Origin of the sequence: Streptosporangium sp. NPDC050855 (assembly GCF_044456585.1) — a bacterium.
GTDB lineage: Bacteria > Actinomycetota > Actinomycetes > Streptosporangiales > Streptosporangiaceae > Streptosporangium > Streptosporangium longisporum.
Map to the genome: position 1 here is coordinate 62,075 of NZ_JBITFY010000009.1, position 18,850 is coordinate 80,924.

17 protein-coding genes are annotated in these 18,850 nt (G+C 73.2%); 12 read left to right on the forward strand and 5 right to left on the reverse strand.

All coding sequences use genetic code 11. The features are described from left to right. Positions 1-43: 43 nt before the first annotated feature. The 4 genes from ACIBCT_RS18955 (at position 44) to ACIBCT_RS18970 (ending at position 4,308) form a co-directional block, all read left to right on the forward strand. On the forward strand, positions 44-1,036 hold the full coding sequence (locus ACIBCT_RS18955) for an AAA family ATPase (RefSeq protein WP_399190142.1): 993 nt from the start codon (positions 44-46) through the stop codon (positions 1,034-1,036). Positions 1,037-1,113: 77 nt separating this feature from the next. Beyond that, positions 1,114-1,830, forward strand: a complete 717-nt coding sequence (locus ACIBCT_RS18960) for a hypothetical protein (RefSeq protein WP_399190144.1) — start codon at positions 1,114-1,116, stop codon at positions 1,828-1,830. A 19-nt stretch (positions 1,831-1,849) separates the two neighbouring features. After that, positions 1,850-3,526, forward strand: coding sequence for a hypothetical protein (locus tag ACIBCT_RS18965; RefSeq protein ID WP_399190146.1), 1,677 nt, complete (start codon positions 1,850-1,852; stop codon positions 3,524-3,526). A gap of 2 nt (positions 3,527-3,528) precedes the next feature. After that, entirely contained in the window at positions 3,529-4,308 is a 780-nt protein-coding gene (locus tag ACIBCT_RS18970; RefSeq protein WP_399190149.1) for a glycoside hydrolase family 16 protein, read from the forward strand. 19 nt (positions 4,309-4,327) lie between these two features. On the opposite strand, the gene ACIBCT_RS18975 is transcribed toward ACIBCT_RS18970, so the two are convergent. Then, a complete protein-coding gene (locus tag ACIBCT_RS18975) occupies positions 4,328-5,116 on the reverse strand; it encodes an alpha/beta fold hydrolase (RefSeq protein ID WP_399190151.1) in 789 nt (262 codons plus the stop codon). Positions 5,117-5,173: 57 nt separating this feature from the next. Between ACIBCT_RS18975 and ACIBCT_RS18980 the strand changes: the two genes are divergently transcribed. Both ACIBCT_RS18980 and ACIBCT_RS18985 read left to right on the forward strand, forming a co-directional pair. Then, positions 5,174-5,647 (forward strand): MarR family winged helix-turn-helix transcriptional regulator, encoded by a 474-nt coding sequence (locus ACIBCT_RS18980; protein ID WP_399190153.1) that lies wholly within the window; start codon positions 5,174-5,176, stop codon positions 5,645-5,647. A 54-nt stretch (positions 5,648-5,701) separates the two neighbouring features. Continuing rightward, positions 5,702-6,667, forward strand: a complete 966-nt coding sequence (locus tag ACIBCT_RS18985) for a GlxA family transcriptional regulator (protein ID WP_399190155.1) — start codon at positions 5,702-5,704, stop codon at positions 6,665-6,667. Positions 6,668-6,679: 12 nt separating this feature from the next. Here the strand turns inward: ACIBCT_RS18985 and ACIBCT_RS18990 are convergent, their stop codons facing one another. From ACIBCT_RS18990 to ACIBCT_RS19000, 3 genes are all read right to left on the reverse strand, one after another. Then, the gene (locus ACIBCT_RS18990) at positions 6,680-8,026 is read right to left on the reverse strand and encodes an ABC transporter substrate-binding protein (RefSeq protein ID WP_399190158.1); all 1,347 of its coding nucleotides are present in this window, start codon (positions 8,024-8,026) and stop codon (positions 6,680-6,682) included. A 259-nt stretch (positions 8,027-8,285) separates the two neighbouring features. Continuing rightward, on the reverse strand, positions 8,286-8,666 hold the full coding sequence (locus ACIBCT_RS18995) for an ArsR/SmtB family transcription factor (protein ID WP_399190160.1): 381 nt from the start codon (positions 8,664-8,666) through the stop codon (positions 8,286-8,288). A gap of 74 nt (positions 8,667-8,740) precedes the next feature. Beyond that, positions 8,741-10,192 (reverse strand): MFS transporter, encoded by a 1,452-nt coding sequence (locus tag ACIBCT_RS19000; protein ID WP_399190162.1) that lies wholly within the window; start codon positions 10,190-10,192, stop codon positions 8,741-8,743. 170 nt (positions 10,193-10,362) lie between these two features. Here ACIBCT_RS19000 and ACIBCT_RS19005 point away from each other — a divergent pair, with 170 nt between their 5' ends. The 5 genes from ACIBCT_RS19005 to ACIBCT_RS19025 all read left to right on the forward strand — a co-directional run bounded on the left by ACIBCT_RS19005 (position 10,363) and on the right by ACIBCT_RS19025 (position 16,129). Next, on the forward strand, positions 10,363-11,322 hold the full coding sequence (locus ACIBCT_RS19005) for a 3-oxoacyl-ACP synthase III family protein (protein ID WP_399190164.1): 960 nt from the start codon (positions 10,363-10,365) through the stop codon (positions 11,320-11,322). Beyond that, positions 11,322-12,053: a glycosyltransferase gene (locus ACIBCT_RS19010; protein ID WP_399190166.1), complete on the forward strand. Its 732-nt coding sequence runs from the start codon at positions 11,322-11,324 to the stop codon at positions 12,051-12,053. Before ACIBCT_RS19005 ends, ACIBCT_RS19010 begins: the two co-directional genes overlap by 1 nt. Beyond that, a complete protein-coding gene (locus ACIBCT_RS19015; protein WP_399190168.1) occupies positions 12,050-13,252 on the forward strand; it encodes a cytochrome P450 in 1,203 nt (400 codons plus the stop codon). The genes ACIBCT_RS19010 and ACIBCT_RS19015 overlap by 4 nt, the downstream gene beginning before the upstream one ends. After that, positions 13,249-15,036: a class I adenylate-forming enzyme family protein gene (locus tag ACIBCT_RS19020; RefSeq protein WP_399190170.1), complete on the forward strand. Its 1,788-nt coding sequence runs from the start codon at positions 13,249-13,251 to the stop codon at positions 15,034-15,036. Before ACIBCT_RS19015 ends, ACIBCT_RS19020 begins: the two co-directional genes overlap by 4 nt. Before the next feature lie 181 nt (positions 15,037-15,217). After that, positions 15,218-16,129, forward strand: a complete 912-nt coding sequence (locus ACIBCT_RS19025) for an NAD-dependent epimerase/dehydratase family protein (RefSeq protein ID WP_399190172.1) — start codon at positions 15,218-15,220, stop codon at positions 16,127-16,129. On the opposite strand, the gene ACIBCT_RS19030 is transcribed toward ACIBCT_RS19025, so the two are convergent. Further along, a complete protein-coding gene (locus ACIBCT_RS19030; protein WP_399190174.1) occupies positions 16,084-17,139 on the reverse strand; it encodes a hypothetical protein in 1,056 nt (351 codons plus the stop codon). The two genes, ACIBCT_RS19025 and ACIBCT_RS19030, sit on opposite strands and share 46 nt — an antisense overlap. A 229-nt stretch (positions 17,140-17,368) precedes the next feature. Here ACIBCT_RS19030 and ACIBCT_RS19035 point away from each other — a divergent pair, with 229 nt between their 5' ends. Continuing rightward, the gene (locus tag ACIBCT_RS19035; protein ID WP_399190176.1) at positions 17,369-18,760 is read left to right on the forward strand and encodes an LCP family protein; all 1,392 of its coding nucleotides are present in this window, start codon (positions 17,369-17,371) and stop codon (positions 18,758-18,760) included. Positions 18,761-18,850: the final 90 nt, after the last annotated feature.

An 18,850-nucleotide genomic window follows, 5' to 3' on the forward strand; every position in this document is an offset into this window, starting at 1 on the left:
CAGCCCCCACCCGCGCTCGCTCCCTGCGAAAGGAACCTTCGCAATGACGGATACCTCCCCCCACATTCGTAAATCGCCGTCCCCCCCTCCCGACCAGTTCCAGGAGAGCGTCCCGCTCACCGCGGAGCACCTGCTCACCAACCGCCGCCCGGAACCCGCCGGAGGGTGGCGCCGGCTCGTCTGGCAGCTCTCCGGCAAGCGGATCATCCCGGCGGAGTCGGCCGCGGAGCTGGAGCGCCGCACGCTGATCGCGCAGGCCCAGACCCCCGTGGCGAGCGGGCACCACCGGATCGCGGTCATGAGCCTCAAGGGCGGGGTCGGCAAGACCACCACGACCGTGGCCCTGGGCAACACCCTGGCCTCGCTCCGCGGTGACCGGGTCATCGCGATCGACGCCAACCCCGACCGGGGGACCCTCGGCATCAAGGTCAAGTCCGAGACGGCCGCGACCATCCGCACCATGCTGGCCGAGGCCCCGCACATCGTGCGCTACGCCGACGCCCGCGCCTTCACCTCCCAGTCGCCCGCCCGCCTGGAGGTCCTGGCCTCCGACACCGACCCGGCGGTGAGCGAGGCGTTCAACGCCGAGGACTACCGTACGGTCGCCGGTCTCATCGAGCGCTACTACTCCATCTGCATCACCGACTGCGGGACCGGCCTGCTGCACGGGGCCATGGGGGCGACGCTGGAGCTGGCCGACCAGATCGTGCTGGTCAGCCTGGTCGCGGTGGACGGGGCCAGCTCGGCCGCCGCGACGCTGGACTGGCTGACCGCCCACGGCCACGCCGACCTCGTCAAGAACGCCATCGTCGTGCTGAACGCGGTGGAGCCCAAGTCCGACGTGGACCTGGACCTGCTGGAGCGCCACTTCAACTCCCGCTGCCGCGCGGTGATCCGCATCCCCTACGACCCGCACCTCAAGGAGGGCGCCGAGGTGGACCTGGTCCGCCTGCGCCCGACGACCCGGGGCGCGTACCTGCGCCTGGCCGCGGCGGCCGGGGTGGCGTTCGGCCAGCGTCCCGACCGGGGTCACTAGTGCGGCCGGCCGCCGAGGATCCCACGCTGGACTGGGATCTGGGCCCTCCGCCGAGCGCCCGGCGAAGGATGCTCATCGTGGTCGTCTCGATCGTGGGGGCGATCCTGCTGGCGGCCGGCGCATGGCAACTGCTGCGGCCCGTCTTCGATCCCGTGGACGTCTCGGCCTCGCGCGGCACCGAGAACGCCGGGACCACCGGGGACGCCGGGGAGACCGGGGACACCGTGCGTCTGGCCGCGCCGTCCGGCTACGAGGGCGCGGCCGGCTACCCCGTCGGTTTCCCGCGTAACGAGCTGGGCGCGGCCTCGGCCGCCGCCGCCGCGCTGGAGGCGGCCTGGACCCTGGACGCCGAGCAGGCCGAGCAGGCGGCGGTGCTGTACGCCCCGCCGGACCAGCACGAGGCGGCACGGGCCGGTGCCCGCGAGGCCGCCGCCGGATGGAGGGAGATCCTCGGCCTTCCCAAGGAGGGAGCGCTCCCCGACGGGGCCGCCATGCGGACCCGGACGATCGGCGTCCAGTGGCGGTCCCGCACGCGCGACCAGATACACGTCTCCGTGCTGGTCCAGGTGACCGCCACCAAGGGCGTCGGGGACACCGACCCCACCTACTCCAGCCCGTACGCCATGAGCCTGCTCATGGCCTGGCATCCCGACCTGCGCGGTACGAACCGGGGTGACTGGGTCAACGTCCCCGACCCGCTCTCCGCCTCGGTGCCGCCCGTCGCCCTGCCGGGCACCCCCGAATTCACGGCCGCGGGCTGGAAACCCGTCTCCGGCCCAGAGCCCACCCCATAGATCCAGGAAGAGCCCCCCAATGCCCCCACGCAGCTCATCCCGGCGTGTCACCCTGGTCTCCGGCCTTCTGCTGGCCGCGGTATCCGCGACGACGAGCGCGGTCATCGCCCAGCCGTGGGCCGCCGTGGCCGACCCGGGCGTGAACACCGGCGCGCCCTCGCAGGAGTACGCCGCGCCTCCCCCCGACGAACCTCCTGCCGGGCGCGAGGAGGTCGCCCCGGAGGAGGAGAGCGCCCCCGAGGCCGAGGCCCCCTCCAGACCGGACGAGAACCCGCCCGCCGAGGCCGAACCGCCGAAGAGGTCGGCCCCGAGGGCCCCCGCGGAGGAGGCCGAACCACCCGCACGATCGAACCGCAGAGCCCCCGCGGAAGAGGCCGAACCACCGGCACGATCGAACCGCCAGGCCCCTTCGGAGGAAGCCGAACCACCGGCGCGATCGAACCGCCAGGCCCCTTCGGAGGAGGCCGAACCACCCGCACGATCGAACCGCAGAGCCCCCGCGGAAGAGGCCGAACCACCCGCCAGGTCCCGTCGGAACGCCCCGCCGGAGCAGGTCCCGGACGAGCCGTCCCGGACGCCGCAGCGGAAGGAGGCCGCGCGGGAACCGGTACAGCCGAGGCGCGGCGAGACGACGGCCCCGCGTTCCGAAAGGACGCCTCCCGCCGAGGAACCGTCGCGGAACAGGGCGACGAAGGCCCCCGAGAACGGCGGACGCGAGACGCGGCCGCAGGCCGAGCCGAAGTCGTCCCAGGCGGCTCCCAAGAGCGCCGCGCCCGCGAACCCCGGTGACAGGGGACCGGAGACCAAGCCCACCCCCGGGCCGTCGTCCAGTGCCTCCACCGCCCCCGAACCGAGCACGGTCCCCACCGCCTCCACCACGCCGGGGCGGCCGGGCGCGACACCGCGTCCCGAGCCCTCCGGGACGGCCACGAAACCGGCGCCCGAACCGAGCGCCACCGGTTCGGCCAAACCGACCACGTCGACCCCGCCCAAACCCAGCCCCACCGCCACGGCCAAACCGACCGCGTCGCCCGCGCCGAGCGCGACCACCTCCGCCGAACCGACCGCGTCCACCCCACCCAAACCCAGCCCCACCGCTTCGGCCAAGCCGAGCGCGACCGCCTCGGCCAAACCGAGCACCACGGCCTCGGCCAAGCCGAGTGCCACTCCCTCACCGACCAGGACGGCCACCTCCAAGCCGGCCCCGCCGAAGCCCTCGGCGAGCTCGTCCCGTAAGCCCGCCTCGCCGTCCGTCACCCCGTCGCGGCGGCCGTCGCGCGTACAGCGGCCCGTCACCGAGCCCACCCTGCGGGCCGAGTGGACGAAGCCCGTCCGGTCCCCGATGGCGGCGCCGTCCCCGACCCCCTCGCCACGGGTCGTCGTGCCGCTCCCCCCGCTCAGGCGCTCCCTGGACCCCTGCGGTCCCGGGGATCTCGCCTCGTGCTGGAGCATGGCGCCCTGGCTGAGCCGTGGCCCGGAATCCGGTGTCCTGCTGATCGCCGGCCATGAGGCGCCCACGTCGGGGACATCGGCCGCACCGGCCGCACCGGCGGCACCGCGCTGGGTGTTCGCGCCGCCCGCCTCTCCCGCCCGGCCGTCGCCGAGCGCGGCGGCGACCCCGGCCCCGAGCCCGACGAGCGTCGGCTGCTGGAGCTTCAGTCCCTCCACGCTCTGCGCCAGATCCTGGGAGGAGTAGCCATGATCACCCGATCCCACGTGCGGGTGGCCGTACTCAGCATGGTGGCCGCGCTGGCGGTGAGCACGCTCAGCTCGGCCCAGGGAGAGGTGGCCTCGGCGGCGCCCTGCGCCCCGGCCGCGACCGGCGAGACGAGTGCCGCGCAGGCCCTCGGCTGGGGCGCGCCGTCCTGGTGCGCGGAGTTCGACGACTACCTCGACGAGTCCGACTGGGTCTTCTACGACTCCGCCGGGCACGCCGGCAACGGCCGCCGTTCTCCCGGGCAGCTCTACCTGGGCAACGGGGCGCTCTACCTGCACGGCCGCGAGGACGGGACGACGACCGGGCTGGCCGCCCGTCACGCCCAGACCTACGGGCGCTGGGAGACCCGCGTCCGGCTGTACCCGGGCGCCGGTTCCTACCACCCGGTCGCGCTGCTCTGGCCCGAGAACGGCGGCGGCAACGTGCAGAGCGCCACCGGGGAGGAGGTGGACTTCCTGGAGGTCATCGACGACCCGCAACGGCAGCGGCCGAACTTCTTCCTGCACACTCCCCAGGGGCAGGAACAGGCCCACGCCGACATCGACATGACCACCTGGCACACCTACGCCGTGGAGATCACCCCGTCCGCCGTCGTCGGGTACATCGACGGCAAGGAGTGGTTCCGCTCCGGCAACGCCACCCGCAGCTCCATGTCGGTCTGCCTGCAGCTGGACTGGTTCCCGGGCCAGGGCAGCGCGGGAGAGGCGTGGATGGAGGTGGACTGGCTCCGCATCTACCCGGCGTCGGGTGGCGCGGGCTGACCCCGTACCGGCGGTGCGGTCACAGCGGTGACCGCACCGTACGGAGGAAGTCGTCGAGGATCTCGCCGAAGACCTCCGGGCGCTCCATGTTGGGGTAGTGCGCGGCCTTGTCGATCGAGACCGCGCGGCCGTCGGCGACGACGCCGGCGAGGCGTTCGGCCATGCCGATGTGGTCGGGCGAGTCCGCGGCGCCGTTGATCGCCAGCACGGGGACGCCGATCGTGGCGGCGCGCTCCCAGGTGTCGCGCACCGGGACGAGCCGGTCGGGCTCGCCGGCGGTGTGCTTGGACATGGTGGCCCTGGCCATCCGGCGCAGCCGGTCCACGACCTCGGGATCGAGGTCGTCGAGGGTGCGGTGCGGGCCCGTGGCGAGGAGCACGAACCCCTCGACCGAGGCGTCCAGGTCACCGGCGGCCATCGCCGAGTGCCACGTGGCCAGTGCCCGGGTGGTCCAGGGGTCGGTGAAGTACGGCTCGCTGGTGCCGGCCCCGCTGACGACCACGGCGGCGACCAGCTCGGGGTGCTCCAGGGCGGTGTCGACCGCGATGCCCGCCCCCATGGAGACGCCCACCAGCGTCACGGGCCCGGTGTCCAGGTGGCGCAGCAGCGCGGCGAGGTCGTCGGTGAGCCGGTACGGCCCGGTGGCGTTGGCGGACCGGCCGTGACCGCGGGCGTCGGGTGCGATGACGCGGTGACGCGAGGCCAGGGCCGGGATCTGGTCGTCCCACATGTGGTGGTCCAGGAAGCCTCCGTGCAGCAGGACGACGGGGCGTCCGGTGCCGGAGTCGAGCCAGAAGAGATCTTTCATGACACCTAAGGTGTCATCTTTGCTCGACGATGACAACTCAGGTGTCATCATGGTCCCGTGGACGAGACAGGCCGCGGCCCGGCGACCGGAGCATCGACCGACCGCCTCACCGAGGTCTTCGACCTGGTGGGGCCGCTGTACCGGCGCGCCTGGCGCAGGGTGGAGCAGGACGTGGCCCTCGAAGGGCTCTCCGTGGGGACGCGGGCCGTGCTCGTCATGCTCCGCGGACACGGCCCGATGACCGTCCCCCAGATGGGCCGCGCCCAGGCGCTGAGCCGTCAGTTCGTGCAGCGCATGGTCAACGACGCGGCCGCGCGCCACCTGGTCGAGATCGTCCCCAACCCGGCGCACAGGAGGTCCTCGCTCATCCGGCTGACCACCGAGGGCGAGGCCGCCGCCACCGGCGTGGTGGACCAGGAGCGCGCGATGCTGCGCGAGGTCGGCGGCGACCTGACCGACGCCGAGATCACCGCCTGCCTGAAGGTGCTCTCACGCCTCCTGCGGCTCCTCGACGACGTCGACATGGACTGACCGGACCGGACCCGTGGCCCGTGGCCCGTTTCCATCGCGTGCCAGAATCGGGTCATGCACAGGGTCGTCATGTTCGCGATGGACGGTGTGATCCCCTTCGAGCTGGGCATCCCGCCACGGATCTTCGGCGGTGCCCGCGGGCCGGCCGGTGAGCGGCTCTACGAGGTGATCACCTGTAGCGTCGACGGCGGCCCGGTGCGCTCCGACGCCGACTTCTCGATCACGGTCCGGCACGGCCCCGAGGCCCTGTCGGCCGCGGACACCGTGGTGATCCCGGCCACCTACGGGCTCGGTCCCATCTCCGCCGAGGGGCGGCTGCCCGAGCCCCTGAGCGACGCGCTCGCGCGCATCCGGCCGGGCACGCGGCTGGTCTCGATCTGCACGGCCGCCTACGTGCTCGCGGCGGCCGGCCTGCTCGACGGCCGTCCCGCGACCACGCACTGGAGCAGCGCCGAGCACTTCCAGCGGCTCTTCCCCCGGGTCAGGGTCGATCCCGACGTGCTCTTCATCGACGACGGGGACGTGCTCACCTCGGCGGGGGTGGCCGCCGGCATCGACCTGTGCCTGCACATCGTCCGGCGCGACCACGGCACCGAGGTGGCCAACCGGGTGGCCAGGCGGTGCGTCGTCCCGCCGTGGCGCGACGGCGGTCAGGCCCAGTTCATCGAGCACCCGCTCCCCGCCCCGGCCGCCAGCACGACCGCCGCGACCAGGGCGTGGGCGCTGGAGCGGCTGCACCGGCCGCTCCCGCTCAGCGAGCTGGCGGCGCACGCCCGGATGAGCCGGCGCACCTTCACCAGGCGGTTCCGCGACGAGGTCGGCCTCAGCCCGGGGCAGTGGCTCGTCCTGCAGCGGGTGGAGCTGGCCAGGCGGATGCTGGAGACCAGCGACCTGCCGATCGACGGCGTCGCCCTGCGGGCCGGGTTCGGCACCGCCGCCTCGCTCCGCCAGCACCTGCAGTCGGCCATCGGGGTCTCACCGATGGCCTACCGCCGTACCTTCAGGACCGTGGACGCCTGAGCCGCGCGGGTGTCACTGGCCGCGTGCCCACTCCTTCTGCAGGCGGTCGGCGGCCTTGCGGGCGGTGAGCCGTCCGTGGGCGACGTCGAGGATGATCGCGCCCTCGGCCCGCTTCAGGAACACCTCGTCGGGGACGTTGGCCGAACCGCCGTCGCGGACGAGCTCCTCGATCGCGGCGTGGCCCTTCTTGCCCTCCGGGGTGGCGAAGACGGACGACTCCGGCCGGAAGTCCTCGCGCGCGGGGATCATCGTGAGCCTCTTCGCCCAGATCGGGACGCCGTCGCCCACGGTCAGGAACTCGACCAGCGCGGCCGCCTCGGCCACGTGCTTGGAGCTCTTGGTGACGGCCAGCCCCACCTCGGGCGTGCTGCGGACGGCCGGCTCGGCCTCGGGCAGGATGGTGGGGAACGGGCCGGCGCCGACGTTCTTGACGGAGATCTTGGCGGTCTTGCGGTGGGACGCGGACAGCATCGGGCTCTGGCCGGAGTCGTCCACCAGGAACAGCGCCTTGCCCGAGCGGAACAGCTCGGCCGGGCGGTCGCCCTTGAGCTTCAGCGCCGACCTGGCCAGCACACCCCGCTCGAAGAGCGACCTGTAGGCGGTCAGCGCGGAGACCGCGTCGGGGCCGTTCCACGCCTTCCGGCCGGCGAGCAGTTCGTCGGAGAGCGTCGGGTGGCTCTGGCCGGCGATGGTGAACAGCAGTTCCTCCTGCCCGCGCGGCTCCCCGGAGAAGACGACCGGCTGCACGTCGGACAGTTCCTTCTTGACCCGCCTGACGATGGTCTCCAGGTCGGCGGCCCGCTCCGGGAAGGACATCCCCAGCTCGGAGAGCAGCCCGGCGTTGTAGTACATGACCGCGCCGCCGCTGGAGCCCATCGGAACGGCGTAGAGCTTCCCGTTCCCGGCGGCCTTCTCGGTACGGTCGATCGCGGCCTCGTCGAGCTCGTCGATCCAGCCCGCGGAGACCTTGTCCTTCCATTCGGCGACCGGGCGGAGCAGGTCCCTGATCTCACCGGTCATCGCCGGGATCCGCAGGCCCACGACGTCGGCCGCCTTGTCCGCGGCGAGCTCCTTGGGCAGCCGCCCGTGGTAGCCGGACTCGTCGAAGGAACGCAGCTCGACCTTGACACCGGGGTGCGCCGTCTCGAAGGCGGTGATCGCCTCGCGCAGCGTCGCGTCCGGCAGGAACGAGGTCCAGTACGTGAGGGTGACCGGCTTGGCGGACTTCTGGCCGCCCGTCGGAACGGCCTGCTGGACCGGCCGGCCACCGTCGGCCGTCCCGCCGGGGCTGCAGGCCGCCAGCCCGAGGGCGAGTGCGGCGGTGGTGGTCACGGCGAACACGCGAGTCGTACCGCGCATGCATACCTCCAGCGGAATCGTGGTGCGGACGGCGACATCAAGCCCGGGGAGGCCTACCGCGAAAAACGATCTTATGGGTCCACTGCCACCACACGGGGGGATCAAACACCACGATCACCTCGGACGCCTCGTCCGTCCCGCGCGCCCCTCGCCGGGGCCGCCGTCGGCCAGGCTCCGGGTGGCCGGTTCGCACGAGGCGCGTGGACCCCGCCCGACCGGGCCCGCTGTCAGCCCGGCCGGGCCCGCCGCCGACTCGCGGTCAGCCCGCGACGATCTCGTGGCGCAGGTGCTCGCGGCTGAGGTCGAGGAGCATCCGGACGTGGGAGTCGGCCAGGCGGTAGTAGATCATCCGGCCGGAGCGGCGACCGGCCACGATGCCCGCGGTCCGCAGCAGCCTCAGGGCGTGCGACACGGCGGTGTCGCTGACCTCGACCGTCTCGGTGAGGTCGCAGACGCACATCTCCCCGGCCTCCAGCAGCGCGTACAGCAGCTGAGCCCGGGTCTGGTCGCCCAGCAGCCGGAACAGGTCGGCGAGCCGGGCGGCCTCCTCGGGGGTGACGAGCCGGTCCCGCGTCGCCGCCACCCTGCCCTCGTCCGGCTCCATGGTCACGCAGGTGTCCAGGGGGGTGACGGCTTCCATGACGACTCCTGAACAGATGCTCAATGATAACGACTATCGTACCAAGGTCATCGGGTGCCCGGACGGCGCCGTGCTCAGCTCGACGTCGTACCGGGCGCGGTGCTCAGCGGCGCGGCGATGTCCTCCAGGCCCTTGCCCTCGGCCTTGACGCCCAGGAAGACCTCCACCAGACCGGCGGCGATCATGAGGGAGGCGCCGATGGTGAAGGCCAGCGCGGTGTCGGCGGGCCTGCCGCTCTCCACGAGGTTGGCGAAGATCAGCGGACCGGCCACGCCGCCGACGAAGGTGCCGATCGCGTAGAAGAACGCGATGGCCATGGCGCGGGTCTCCATCGGGAAGATCTCGCTCACGGTCAGGTAGGCGGAACTCGCCCCGGCGGAGGCGAAGAAGAGCACCGCGCACCAGCACGCGGTCAGCGTGACCGCGGTCAGCATCCCCTGGTTGAAGAGCCAGGCCGTGCCCAGCAGGAGCACCCCGGACCCGATGTAGGTGCCGGAGATCATCGGGATGCGGCCGACCGTGTCGAACAGCCGTCCCAGCAGCAGCGGGCCCAGGAAGTTGCCGACCGCGATGACCGCGAAGTAGTAGCCGGTCTCGGTCTCGATGCCGAAGAAGGTCGACAGGATCTGCGCGTACCCGAAGGTGATGGCGTTGTAGAGGAACGCCTGGCCGATGAAGAGCGACAGGCCGAGAACCGTGCGCTTGGGGTAGCGGGCGACCATGGTGTGCGCGATCTGGCCGAACCCGATCGCCTTGCGCTGGTGGATGGTCATCGACCGCGACGGCTCGTCGAGCCGGACGCCCTTCTCCTGCTCGATCCGCTTCTCGACCTCGTCGACCAGGCCCTCGGCCTCCCGGTCGCGGCCGTGGATGAACATCCAGCGCGGGCTCTCGGGCACGTGCCTGCGGACCAGCAGGATGGCCAGGCCGAGCACCACGCCCAGGCCGAACGCCACCCGCCAGCCGATGTTCAGCGGCAGGTTGTTGAGCAGCGGCACGGTCAGCAGCGCGCCGCCCGCGGCGCCGAGCCAGTAGCTGCCGTTGATGATGATGTCGATCCTGCCCCGGTGACGGCTCGGGATGAGCTCGTCGATGGCCGAGTTGATCGCGGCGTACTCGCCGCCGATGCCGAAGCCCGTCAGGAACCGGAACAGGAAGAACCACCAGGCGGAGAACGAGAACGCCGTCGCGGCGGTGGCCACCAGGTAGACGACCATGGTGATGATGAACATCTTCTTGCGGCCGTACCTGTCGGTGAGCCAGCCGAAGAACAACGCTCCCAGGCACGCCCCGGCCACGTAGAGGGCCGCGGCCGTGCCCGCCACCTGGGTCTGCGTGATCGCAAGCCCGCTGCCCTCCTTGGCCAGGGTGGCGGAGAGGTTGCCGATGATCGTCACTTCGAGACCGTCGAGGATCCAGACGGTGCCGAGGCCGATGACGATCATCCAGTGCCAGCGTGACCATGGAAGCCGGTCCAGGCGCGCGGGGACCTTGGTGGTCACCGCCTTCGTCCGAGCGTCGTTCATGACGCACCGGATTACCCATGTGAGCCCGGCTCATGCGGCGCGGGGGACCCCTTTCCGCTCGGCCTTCCCCTGCTCGGCGGCGCCATGACGACACCCCAGATCAGGACAAATCCCAAGCTTTTAGATACATTGCGCGAACAGATGGATACGTGACCCGTTCAGGGGGATCAATGAAGGCCCGGATCACGGGCGTGGCGGCGTACCTGCCGGAACGGACCGTGTCCAGCGCGGACGTGGAGCGGCGGATCGAGGGCTACGCGCCCCATCGGGGCGTCGTCGAGCGCCTGACCGGCGTCAGGCGACGCCACGTGGCCGGTGACGACGAGCAGGCCTCCGACCTGGCCGTCCACGCGGTACGGAGGCTCGACCACTCCGAGGTCGACCTGCTGATCTTCGCGTCGGCCTCGCAGGACATGATCGAACCCGCCACCGCGCACATCGTGGCGGCCAAGCTGGGCCTGTCCTGCCCGGTGTTCGACGTCAAGAACGCCTGCAACAGCATGTTGAACGGGATCCAGATCGCCGAGGCGCTGATCCTGTCCGGCGCCCACCGCAAGGTGGTGGTCTGCGCCGGGGAGATCCCGTCGCGGGCGATCCGGTGGCGGGTCAGGGACCGCGCGCAGTTCGCCGACTCGTTCGCCGGCTACACGCTGTCGGACACCGGCGCCGCCGTGACGGTCGCCGCGGATGTGGAACGTGGCATTTTCTACCGCGACTTCGCGGCCGACTCCACGGCCTGGCCGATCGGCACCCTGCCCGGAGGCGGTTCGGCGCACCCCCGCGACCTGGAGTACTCCTACTTCCGCGGCGACGGGCGCGCCCTGAGGCGGGCCTTCGAGGCGGTGGGCCCGGACATCTTCCTCAACGCCCTCAAGCGCACCGGCCTGACCTGGGACGACTTCGCCGTCGTGGCGGTGCACCAGGTGGCCCTGCCCTACCTGCACTTCCTGGCGCGGGTGCTGGACATCCCCGAGGACAGGCTGGTGGTCAGCCTGACCGAGCACGGCAACTGCGCCTCGACCACGCTGCCGCTCCAGCTCGCGCTGGGCGGCGTCCGTCCGGGCGACCGGGTGGCGATGCTCGGGCTCGGCGGCGGGATCAGCACCGGCGTGATGCTGGCGGAGATGTGATGGACCTGTGGGTGATCGTCCCCGCGTACAACGAGGCCGCGGGCATCGAGGGGACGCTGGCCGCGCTGGCCGCGCAGGACGACGCGGACTTCACCCTGCTCGTGGTGGACAACGCCAGCACCGACGGCACCGCCGAGATCGTCCGGCGGCACGGCGTCCAGGTGATCGTCGAGACCCGCAAGGGCACCGGCGCCGCCTCCGACACCGGGATGCGGCACGCCATCGCGCACGGCGCGACCCACCTGGCCAGGACCGACGCCGACTGCCTGCCCCGCCCGGACTGGGTCCGCAACATCCGGCGGGCGTTCGGCGACGGGCTGGAGATGGTCGGCGGGCAGCTGCGGCCCCGGACCGACGAGTTCCGGCTGAAGCTCTGGGAGCGGCACCTCATCCCGTTCGTGATCGGGGTGGCCGCGGCCTTCGGACGTTTCCGGCCCGGCAACAGGGACCCGCGCTACCGGGGGCCGTACGTGATGATGCCCGGTGCGACGCTGGCCATCACCGCCGGCCTGTACGTGCGGGCGGGCGGTTTCCCCAGGACCGCGATCGAGGAGGTCCACGAGGACCGTGCCCTGGTCAACCGGGTGCGCGCGCTCACCCCGGCGTACGCCTCGCGCCGCGACGTGGTGGTCTTCGGGTCGGTGCGCAGGCTGCGCGCGTACGGCCTGGCGGGCACCCTCGCCTGGTACGCCGACCACCACTACCGGCCCGACGTGGTCGACGTCCGGTGAACCACGAGAGCAGGCTCCAGTTCGCCGCCCATCCCGTCGCCTACCCGCTGATGCGGACGCTGGCCCGTCTCGGGCCGGTGGTCCGCGTCCCCGGCCTGGGCGTCGTGGTCAACGACGCGGCCGTGGCGCGTGCCGTGCTGACCGACGAGCGGTTCCGCAAGGACGGCCCCGGATCGCCCGGTGACCTGTGGACCCCCGTGCTCGGCCCCTCCGTGCTGCTCAACATGGAGGGACCCGGCCATCTCGCGCTGCGCAGGAAGCTGGCGCCGCTCTTCGCCCCCGCGCATGTCTCCGCGCTGGTGGACGACGTGCTCCGCGGTCCGCTGGCGGACCTGGAGGCCCGGCTGGGACGGGGTGAGACGGTCGACGTGGTGGACGCCATGCGGCTGATGGCCGGGGCGGTGATCTGCCGGGTGATCGGCCTGGGCGAGGTCTCCGAGGCGCGCGCCAGGGAGCTGTTCGCCGACGGCGAGCGGGTCGTCTCGATGGTCTCGCTGCGCTCGCGGCGGCTGTCGGACCGGCAGGTGGCGGCCGCCCGGCGGGTGCTGGACCGGATCGGGGACATCGCGCAGGCCGCCTACGAGGCCGGGGACGAGTCCACGGTGATGGGCCGGATGCGGGCGCAGGGGCTGTCGGCGGCCGAGGCCAGGGGCGCGGCCGGGGCGTTCTTCCTGACCGGTACCGAGACGGTCGCCACGTTCGTCCCCCGGCTCGTCGCCCTCGTGCACGACCACCGGCCCCCGGCCGGCGACCGCGGCTGTCCCGGTGGCCTCGACGGCCCCGGTGGTCCCGGTGGTCCCGGTGGCCCCGGCGACGTCGGTGGCCTCGGTGACCTGGACGCGCTCGTCGAGGAGGCCATGCGGGTCACCACGCCGACCCCGGTGATGCTGCGCTCGGTCTCCGCCCCCGCCCGCGTCGGCGGGGTCGGGGTGCGGCCCGGTGACCGGGTGTTGATCGTCACCCACAACTGCGCCAGGGCGTACGGCCCGTTCGACCCCTCCAGGCCCCACCCTCCCGAACTGCGCAGGCTCTGGTTCGGCGCGGGACCGCACTTCTGCATCGGCTACCCGCTGGCCCTGGCGGAGATCCGGGCGGTGGCCTCCGTCCTGCTCTCCCACCGGGTGCGCGTGGTACGGCGGCGCGCGGCCAGGCGGGTCCTCATCCCCACCTACGAGCGACTGTGGGTGAGCGCCTCGTGAACGACATCGTCGCCGGGATCATGGCCGTCGCCGCCCGGGAGCCCGCACGGGTCGCCATCGTCGACGGCAGGGGCCGCGAGATCACCTACGGCGAGCTCGGCCGCCGGGTGGCCGCGGTCCGCGACGCCATGGTCGCCCCTCCGCCACGGCGGGAACGGCCCGGCCTCCGGTCCGGGCCCCGATCGGGGACTCGGCCGGGGACTCGGTCGGGGACTCGGTCGGGGACGGGGACGGACACGCGGCCCGGAGCGGAGGCCCGCCCTGGAGCGGAGAGCCGGTCCGAGGCGGGGACCCGGTCCGAGGACGGGCCGGTGGCCGGAGCGGTGCGGCCGGGTGACGGGGTGCTGTTCGCGGTGCGCCCGGGGGTGGACGCGGTGGCGCTGGCCCTGGGGGCGGTGGCGGCGGGCGGGACGCTCGTCCTGGCCGACCCCGGACTGGCACCCGACGTGCTCGCCGCCCGCATGACCGCGGCCCGGCCCGCCTGGGTGGTCGCCGAGTCCCTGCTGTACACCCTGAGCGGCCCGCTCAGGGGGCTGGCCCGCCGACGCGGGCTGCTCCTGCCGGACCTCGCGGACCCGCTCCCCGGCCGGCCGGTCCGTCACCTGTACGCGGGCCCCTGGCTGCCCGGGGTCCCCCGCGGAGCGCTGCGGCTCTCACGGATCCTGCGGCCGTCCGGCCGTTCCCGGCCCGGGGAGCGGCCACCCGCCCCGGCCGCCGCAGGGACGTCCGCCGACCCGTGCCGGGCGGAGGCGTACGGCCCGGACCCGGCCGGCGAGGGGGCACGGCACCCGGAGCGGGCCGACGGAACGGCGTACGGCTCGGACCCGGACCGGCCTGCGGCCGTGATCTTCACCTCGGGGACGACGGCGCGCCCGCGCGGGGTCGTGCACACCCGCGGGTCGCTCGCCGCCGGGCTGGAGATGTTCAGGAGCGCGTTCCCGCTGGAACCCGGGGACGTCGTGCACACCGACCAGCTGATGCTCGGGCTGCCCGCGCTGCTGGCCGGGGCGACCTGGTCGCTGCCCGGCGGCGGGGACCTCGCCACCGAGCTGGCCGAGCGGCGGGCCACCCACACCTTCGCGGTCCCGGTACGGCTGGACCGGCTGCTGCGCGAGACCCCCCGGCTCCCGGCGACGCTCCGCTACCTGCTGCTCGGCTCGGCCCCCGCCCCGCCGGGCGTGCTGCGCCGGGCGATCGAGGCCGGGCCCGAGGTGCTGTCGGTCTACGCCATGACCGAGGCGCTTCCCATCGCGATCGCGTCCGCGGGCGAGAAGCTCGCCCACGACGGAGGGGACCTGCTCGGGACGCCCCTGCCCGGCGTCGGCGTCCGGATCGCCGAGGACGGCGAGCTGTTCGTCTCCGGCCCCCACCTGGCCCGGTGCTACCTCGGCGAGGAGCCGCTGAGCGAGATCGCCACCGGCGACCTGGTCCGCCTCGACGGGGACCGGCTGGTACTGCTCGGCCGGAAGAAGGACATGATCCTCCGCGACGGGTTCAACATCTACCCGGGCCTGTACGAGCCCGGCATCGCGGCACTGCCCGGGGTGGCCGAGGCGGCGATCGTCGGGCTCGCCGACCCGGAGACCGGGGACGAGGAGGTCGTGCTGGCCGTCGTCCCGGACGGCGGCTACGACGAGGCCCGGCTGCGCAGGGCGCTCCCCGGGATCGTCGACGCCGCGGCCCTGCCCGATCGGATCGAGCCGCTCGACGCCTTCCCGCGCTCGGGACGGTCCGACAAGCTCGACCGGGCCGCCCTGCGGGACCTGGTCACCCGCCGTGCCTGACCCCGCCGTGCCCTCCGTGCCCGCCGTCCCCCGGCCCGTCGAGCCTTCCGTGTCCTCTGTCCCCGGGTCCGCCGCCCCCTCCGAGCCCTCCGTCCCCGGGTCCGCCGTGACCGGGACCGTCCCCGAGGCCGAGGACCGCCCTCTCCTTCCCGTACGCACCCGGGCGGGGAACGGGCGGAGGATGGCGGTGACCGGGGCGTCGGGGTTCGTGGGGGGCGCGGTCTGCCGGGCGGCCGTGGCCGAGGGCTGGACGGTGTCGGCCTTCGGCAGGCGGCCGGCCGTGGCCGGGGAGCACGTCGGCGGTGCCCCGTACACCTCCTGGGATCTCCTCGACGCCGCCCCGCGGTCGTACGAGGTGGACGTGGTGGTCCACTGCGCCGGGAGCGTCACGGACTGGGGCCCGGCGCGCGCCATCTGGGCGGTCAACGTGGACGGCACCCGCAACGCCGCCGCGGCCTTCCCCGGCGCCAGGTTCGTGCACGTCAGCACGGCCAGCGTCTACGACCCGTTCCGGCCGACCGTGATGGCCGCCGAGGACGCCGCCCCGGTCCGGCGGTACGCCAACGCGTACGGCGCCTCGAAGGCGGCGGCCGAGAGATGCCTGGACGGGGCGGTCGTCCTGCGGCCCCACGCGGTCTACGGCAGGGGGGACACCACGCTGCTCCCCCGGATCCTGGGCGCGGTCAGGGGCGGCCGGGTGTTCGCGGTGGGCGACGGGCGCCAGCGGGTCAGCCTGACCTCGGTGGACAACCTGGTCCGCGCCTGCCTGCTCGCCGCGGCGGGCCCGGTGGACCACGGCGTCTTCAACGTCACCGACGCCGAGCCCGTGGTGCTCGACGAGGCCCTGCGCGCGCTCCTTCGGGAACGCGGCCTGGACGCCGAACCGTACTACCTGCCACCGGGACCGGCCGGTCTGCTCGCCGCCGTGGCCGAGACCGCCCACCGGTCGCTCCGCCGCCGGTACCCGCCCCGGCTGACCCGGTACGCCGTGGGGCACCTGGCCGTCGAGCGGACCCTCGACATCACCGCCGCCCGGCTCCGGCTCGGCTACCGGCCGTCGGCGACGTCCTTCGCGGGTGCCGCCGGCTGGTGAGGAAGGACCGCGAGGGACGCGGCGGCGGGCGCCGCGGAGGACCCGGGGGAGGCCGGGGACGCCGAGGGCTTCGGGACCCCCGGTGCCTCGGGGGCGGGACGGCTGAAGCCGCTCCCGGTGAGGAAGGTCGCCGCCGCCACCGAGAGGCCCAGCCCGAAGATCGCCCTCAGGCCGTTCCTCAGCGACGTCGTCAGCGTGTCGAACATCGTGAGCACGGCACCGATCCGCAGGCCGTCCCGCGGCATGGACTCGGGCAGGTACACGTTGCGCAGCGCGGACAGGGCGATCGCCAGGGCCAGCATGCCGACGGCCGTCCCGATGCCCGCGCCGATCAGCCCGACGCGCCTGTCGCGGATCAGGAACACCCCGGCGGCGATCAGGAGTGGCGAGGCGCCCGCCAGGCCCCACCGCAGCGAGGCGAGCCCGTGGCAGACGAGGTGGGCGTCGGCCGCGGCGGAGGCCGGGATCAGCCGGGCGGTGGGAGGGGTGTCGGGCAGGCGGGTGGCGGCCTCCACGCCGGCGCGTTGCAGCCTCTTCTTGACCAGCTCGTACATCGGGGTGAAGTCGTACTCGACCCCGCCGCGTACGGCGCGGTCCGTGCCACCGGTGCCACCGGTGCCGCCCTTGTCGCCCCTGTCGCCCCTGTCGCCCCTGTCGCCCCTGTCGCCCTTGTCGTCCGCACCGCCCGGCACGGTGGTGAACCGGTGGTGCGCCGCCCTGTTGATCTCCACCCAGACGGCGGCGAAGTCGTCCCCGGTACCGGTCTCGGCGGTCCGGCGGACCACCTCCGCGCGCGCCGGGACGCCCAGCCCGCGCAACCGCAGGGTGACCTCGTCGGCGACGTGGTCGGTGACGGCGTCCCGGACGACGGAATGACCGGCGAGCGGAGCCATGGTCCGCAGATATCCCGCGGGATCGGCGACCTCGCTCGCCGCCCACCCGGCGAGAAGTGCCAGGGGGGCGAGGAGACAGCCGAGCGCGATCACCAATGAGCCGATCACGGTGCGCACGGAAACCCCCTCTCCGCTTTACCTGCAAATCCCCCGTTTTGCCTGGTAAAACCCCACAAGCACGGTTTTTGACGATAATTTGGGACTCGTTGTCAACTTGATGGTGAGATCGGGTCTACAAACCTTGACCGACCCCCCTCAGCGCGTCGAACGACCACATAGCTCATTGACCCGAAAACCGTTATTAACCTGCGATGTAGTGGGGTGACGGACGGCAGAAGCAGGGGCTATGACGCGCGATGCGGGGCGGACGGACGTGGGATCGAGCCTGGCCCTCGCACTGGGATCCGCCGTCCTGTGGGGTCTGGCGCACCTGTGGGTCGGCCGCAGGCTGACCGGTGCCCTGCTGATGGGCATCGAGCTGATCCTCGCCCTCGCGGCCATGACCGCGATGCTGACCGCCGGGCCCGCCCTGCTCGCCCTCGCGGTCCAGCCGGCCTGGCTGTGGGCCTTCGCGCTGACCGCGTTGCTGCTCGCCGGGGTGATGGTGACCGTGACCATCCGCTCCTACCTGCTGGTCCGCCCCAAGGGGGCGTCCCCGACGGCGCAGTACCTCTCGGCCGCCGCCATCGGCCTGCTCTGCGCGCTCATCGTCGCCCCGCTGGTGTACACGGCCCGGCTGGCGTACGTCTCGCAGACCGTGGTGACCTCGGTGTTCGCCGAAAGTGTCACGCCCATCCCGGTCGACGACCCGTGGAAGGACATGGAGCGGATCAACATCCTGCTCATCGGCGCCGACGCCGCGGCCAACCGCGTCGGCGTGCGCACCGACAGCATGACCGTGGCCAGCGTCGACACCCGCACCGGTGACACCGTGCTGTTCGGCCTGCCGAGGAACCTGGAGAACGTCCCCATGCCGCCCGGCCCGGCCCGCGACCGCTTCCCCTACGGCTTCGAGGGCCAGCCGCCGTACACGCCGGGCATGCTCAACGAGGTCTACCAGTACGCCGAGGACTACCCCGAGATGGCCCCCCGGCTGGGCAAGCGGCAGCGCGGTCCCGCCCTGCTGAAGAGGACGGTCGGCGGCATCCTCGGCCTCGACGTCCCCTACTACGCGATGGTCGACATGCGGGGGTTCACCGAGATCGTCGACGCGATGGGCGGCGTGCGGGTCCGCGTCAAGGACCCGATCGTCTACGGCCTGCGCAACGAGGGCCGGATCGAGCCGGGCAGGCGCCGGCTCTCGGGCGAGGAGGCCCTCTGGTACGGCAGGTCGCGCACCTACAGCGACGACTACGTGCGAATGAGCCGCCAGAAGTGCCTGCTGAACGCGGTCGCCAAGCAGGCCGACCCGATGACGGTGTTCAAGAGCTTCGAGAGGCTGGCCCGCGCCGCGGTCGACGCGATCTCCACCGACATCCCGCGCGAGCTCCTGCCCGATCTGGTGGAGCTCTCCGAGAAGGTGAAGCACTCCAGGATCAGGAGCCTGCAGTTCGTGCCCCCGCTGATCTACTCGGGCGCGCCCGACTACAACCTGATCAGGCGCGAGGTCGCCGCGACCCTGGCCGCGCCGCCCCCCGCTCCCCGCGCCGCCCTGCCGGCCGTACCGACCGGGAACCGCAAGAACGCGGGCGGCCGTGCCGGTACGAGGGCCGTCGTGCTCGACTCCGCCTGCGACTGACGTCCGGCACACCCGGACCCTCCGGGACGTCCAGGGCGTCCGGAAGGGTCCGGGGTACCGGGCGGACCCGGCCGGGGATACGGCGTCCGG

Bases quoted from the DNA above. Each gene is read 5' to 3' on its own strand.
- ACIBCT_RS18955 (WP_399190142.1), top strand. From the start codon at position 44: ATGACGGATACCTCCCCCCACATTCGTAAATCGCCGTCCCCCCCTCCC.
- ACIBCT_RS18965 (WP_399190146.1), top strand. From the start codon at position 1,850: ATGCCCCCACGCAGCTCATCCCGGCGTGTCACCCTGGTCTCCGGCCTT.
- ACIBCT_RS18970 (WP_399190149.1), top strand. From the start codon at position 3,529: ATGATCACCCGATCCCACGTGCGGGTGGCCGTACTCAGCATGGTGGCC.
- ACIBCT_RS18975 (WP_399190151.1), bottom strand. From the start codon at position 5,116: ATGAAAGATCTCTTCTGGCTCGACTCCGGCACCGGACGCCCCGTCGTC.
- ACIBCT_RS18985 (WP_399190155.1), top strand. From the start codon at position 5,702: ATGCACAGGGTCGTCATGTTCGCGATGGACGGTGTGATCCCCTTCGAG.
- ACIBCT_RS18990 (WP_399190158.1), bottom strand. From the start codon at position 8,026: ATGCGCGGTACGACTCGCGTGTTCGCCGTGACCACCACCGCCGCACTC.
- ACIBCT_RS18995 (WP_399190160.1), bottom strand. From the start codon at position 8,666: ATGGAAGCCGTCACCCCCCTGGACACCTGCGTGACCATGGAGCCGGAC.
- ACIBCT_RS19000 (WP_399190162.1), bottom strand. From the start codon at position 10,192: ATGAACGACGCTCGGACGAAGGCGGTGACCACCAAGGTCCCCGCGCGC.
- ACIBCT_RS19005 (WP_399190164.1), top strand. From the start codon at position 10,363: ATGAAGGCCCGGATCACGGGCGTGGCGGCGTACCTGCCGGAACGGACC.
- ACIBCT_RS19010 (WP_399190166.1), top strand. From the start codon at position 11,322: ATGGACCTGTGGGTGATCGTCCCCGCGTACAACGAGGCCGCGGGCATC.
- ACIBCT_RS19025 (WP_399190172.1), top strand. From the start codon at position 15,218: ATGGCGGTGACCGGGGCGTCGGGGTTCGTGGGGGGCGCGGTCTGCCGG.
- ACIBCT_RS19035 (WP_399190176.1), top strand. From the start codon at position 17,369: ATGACGCGCGATGCGGGGCGGACGGACGTGGGATCGAGCCTGGCCCTC.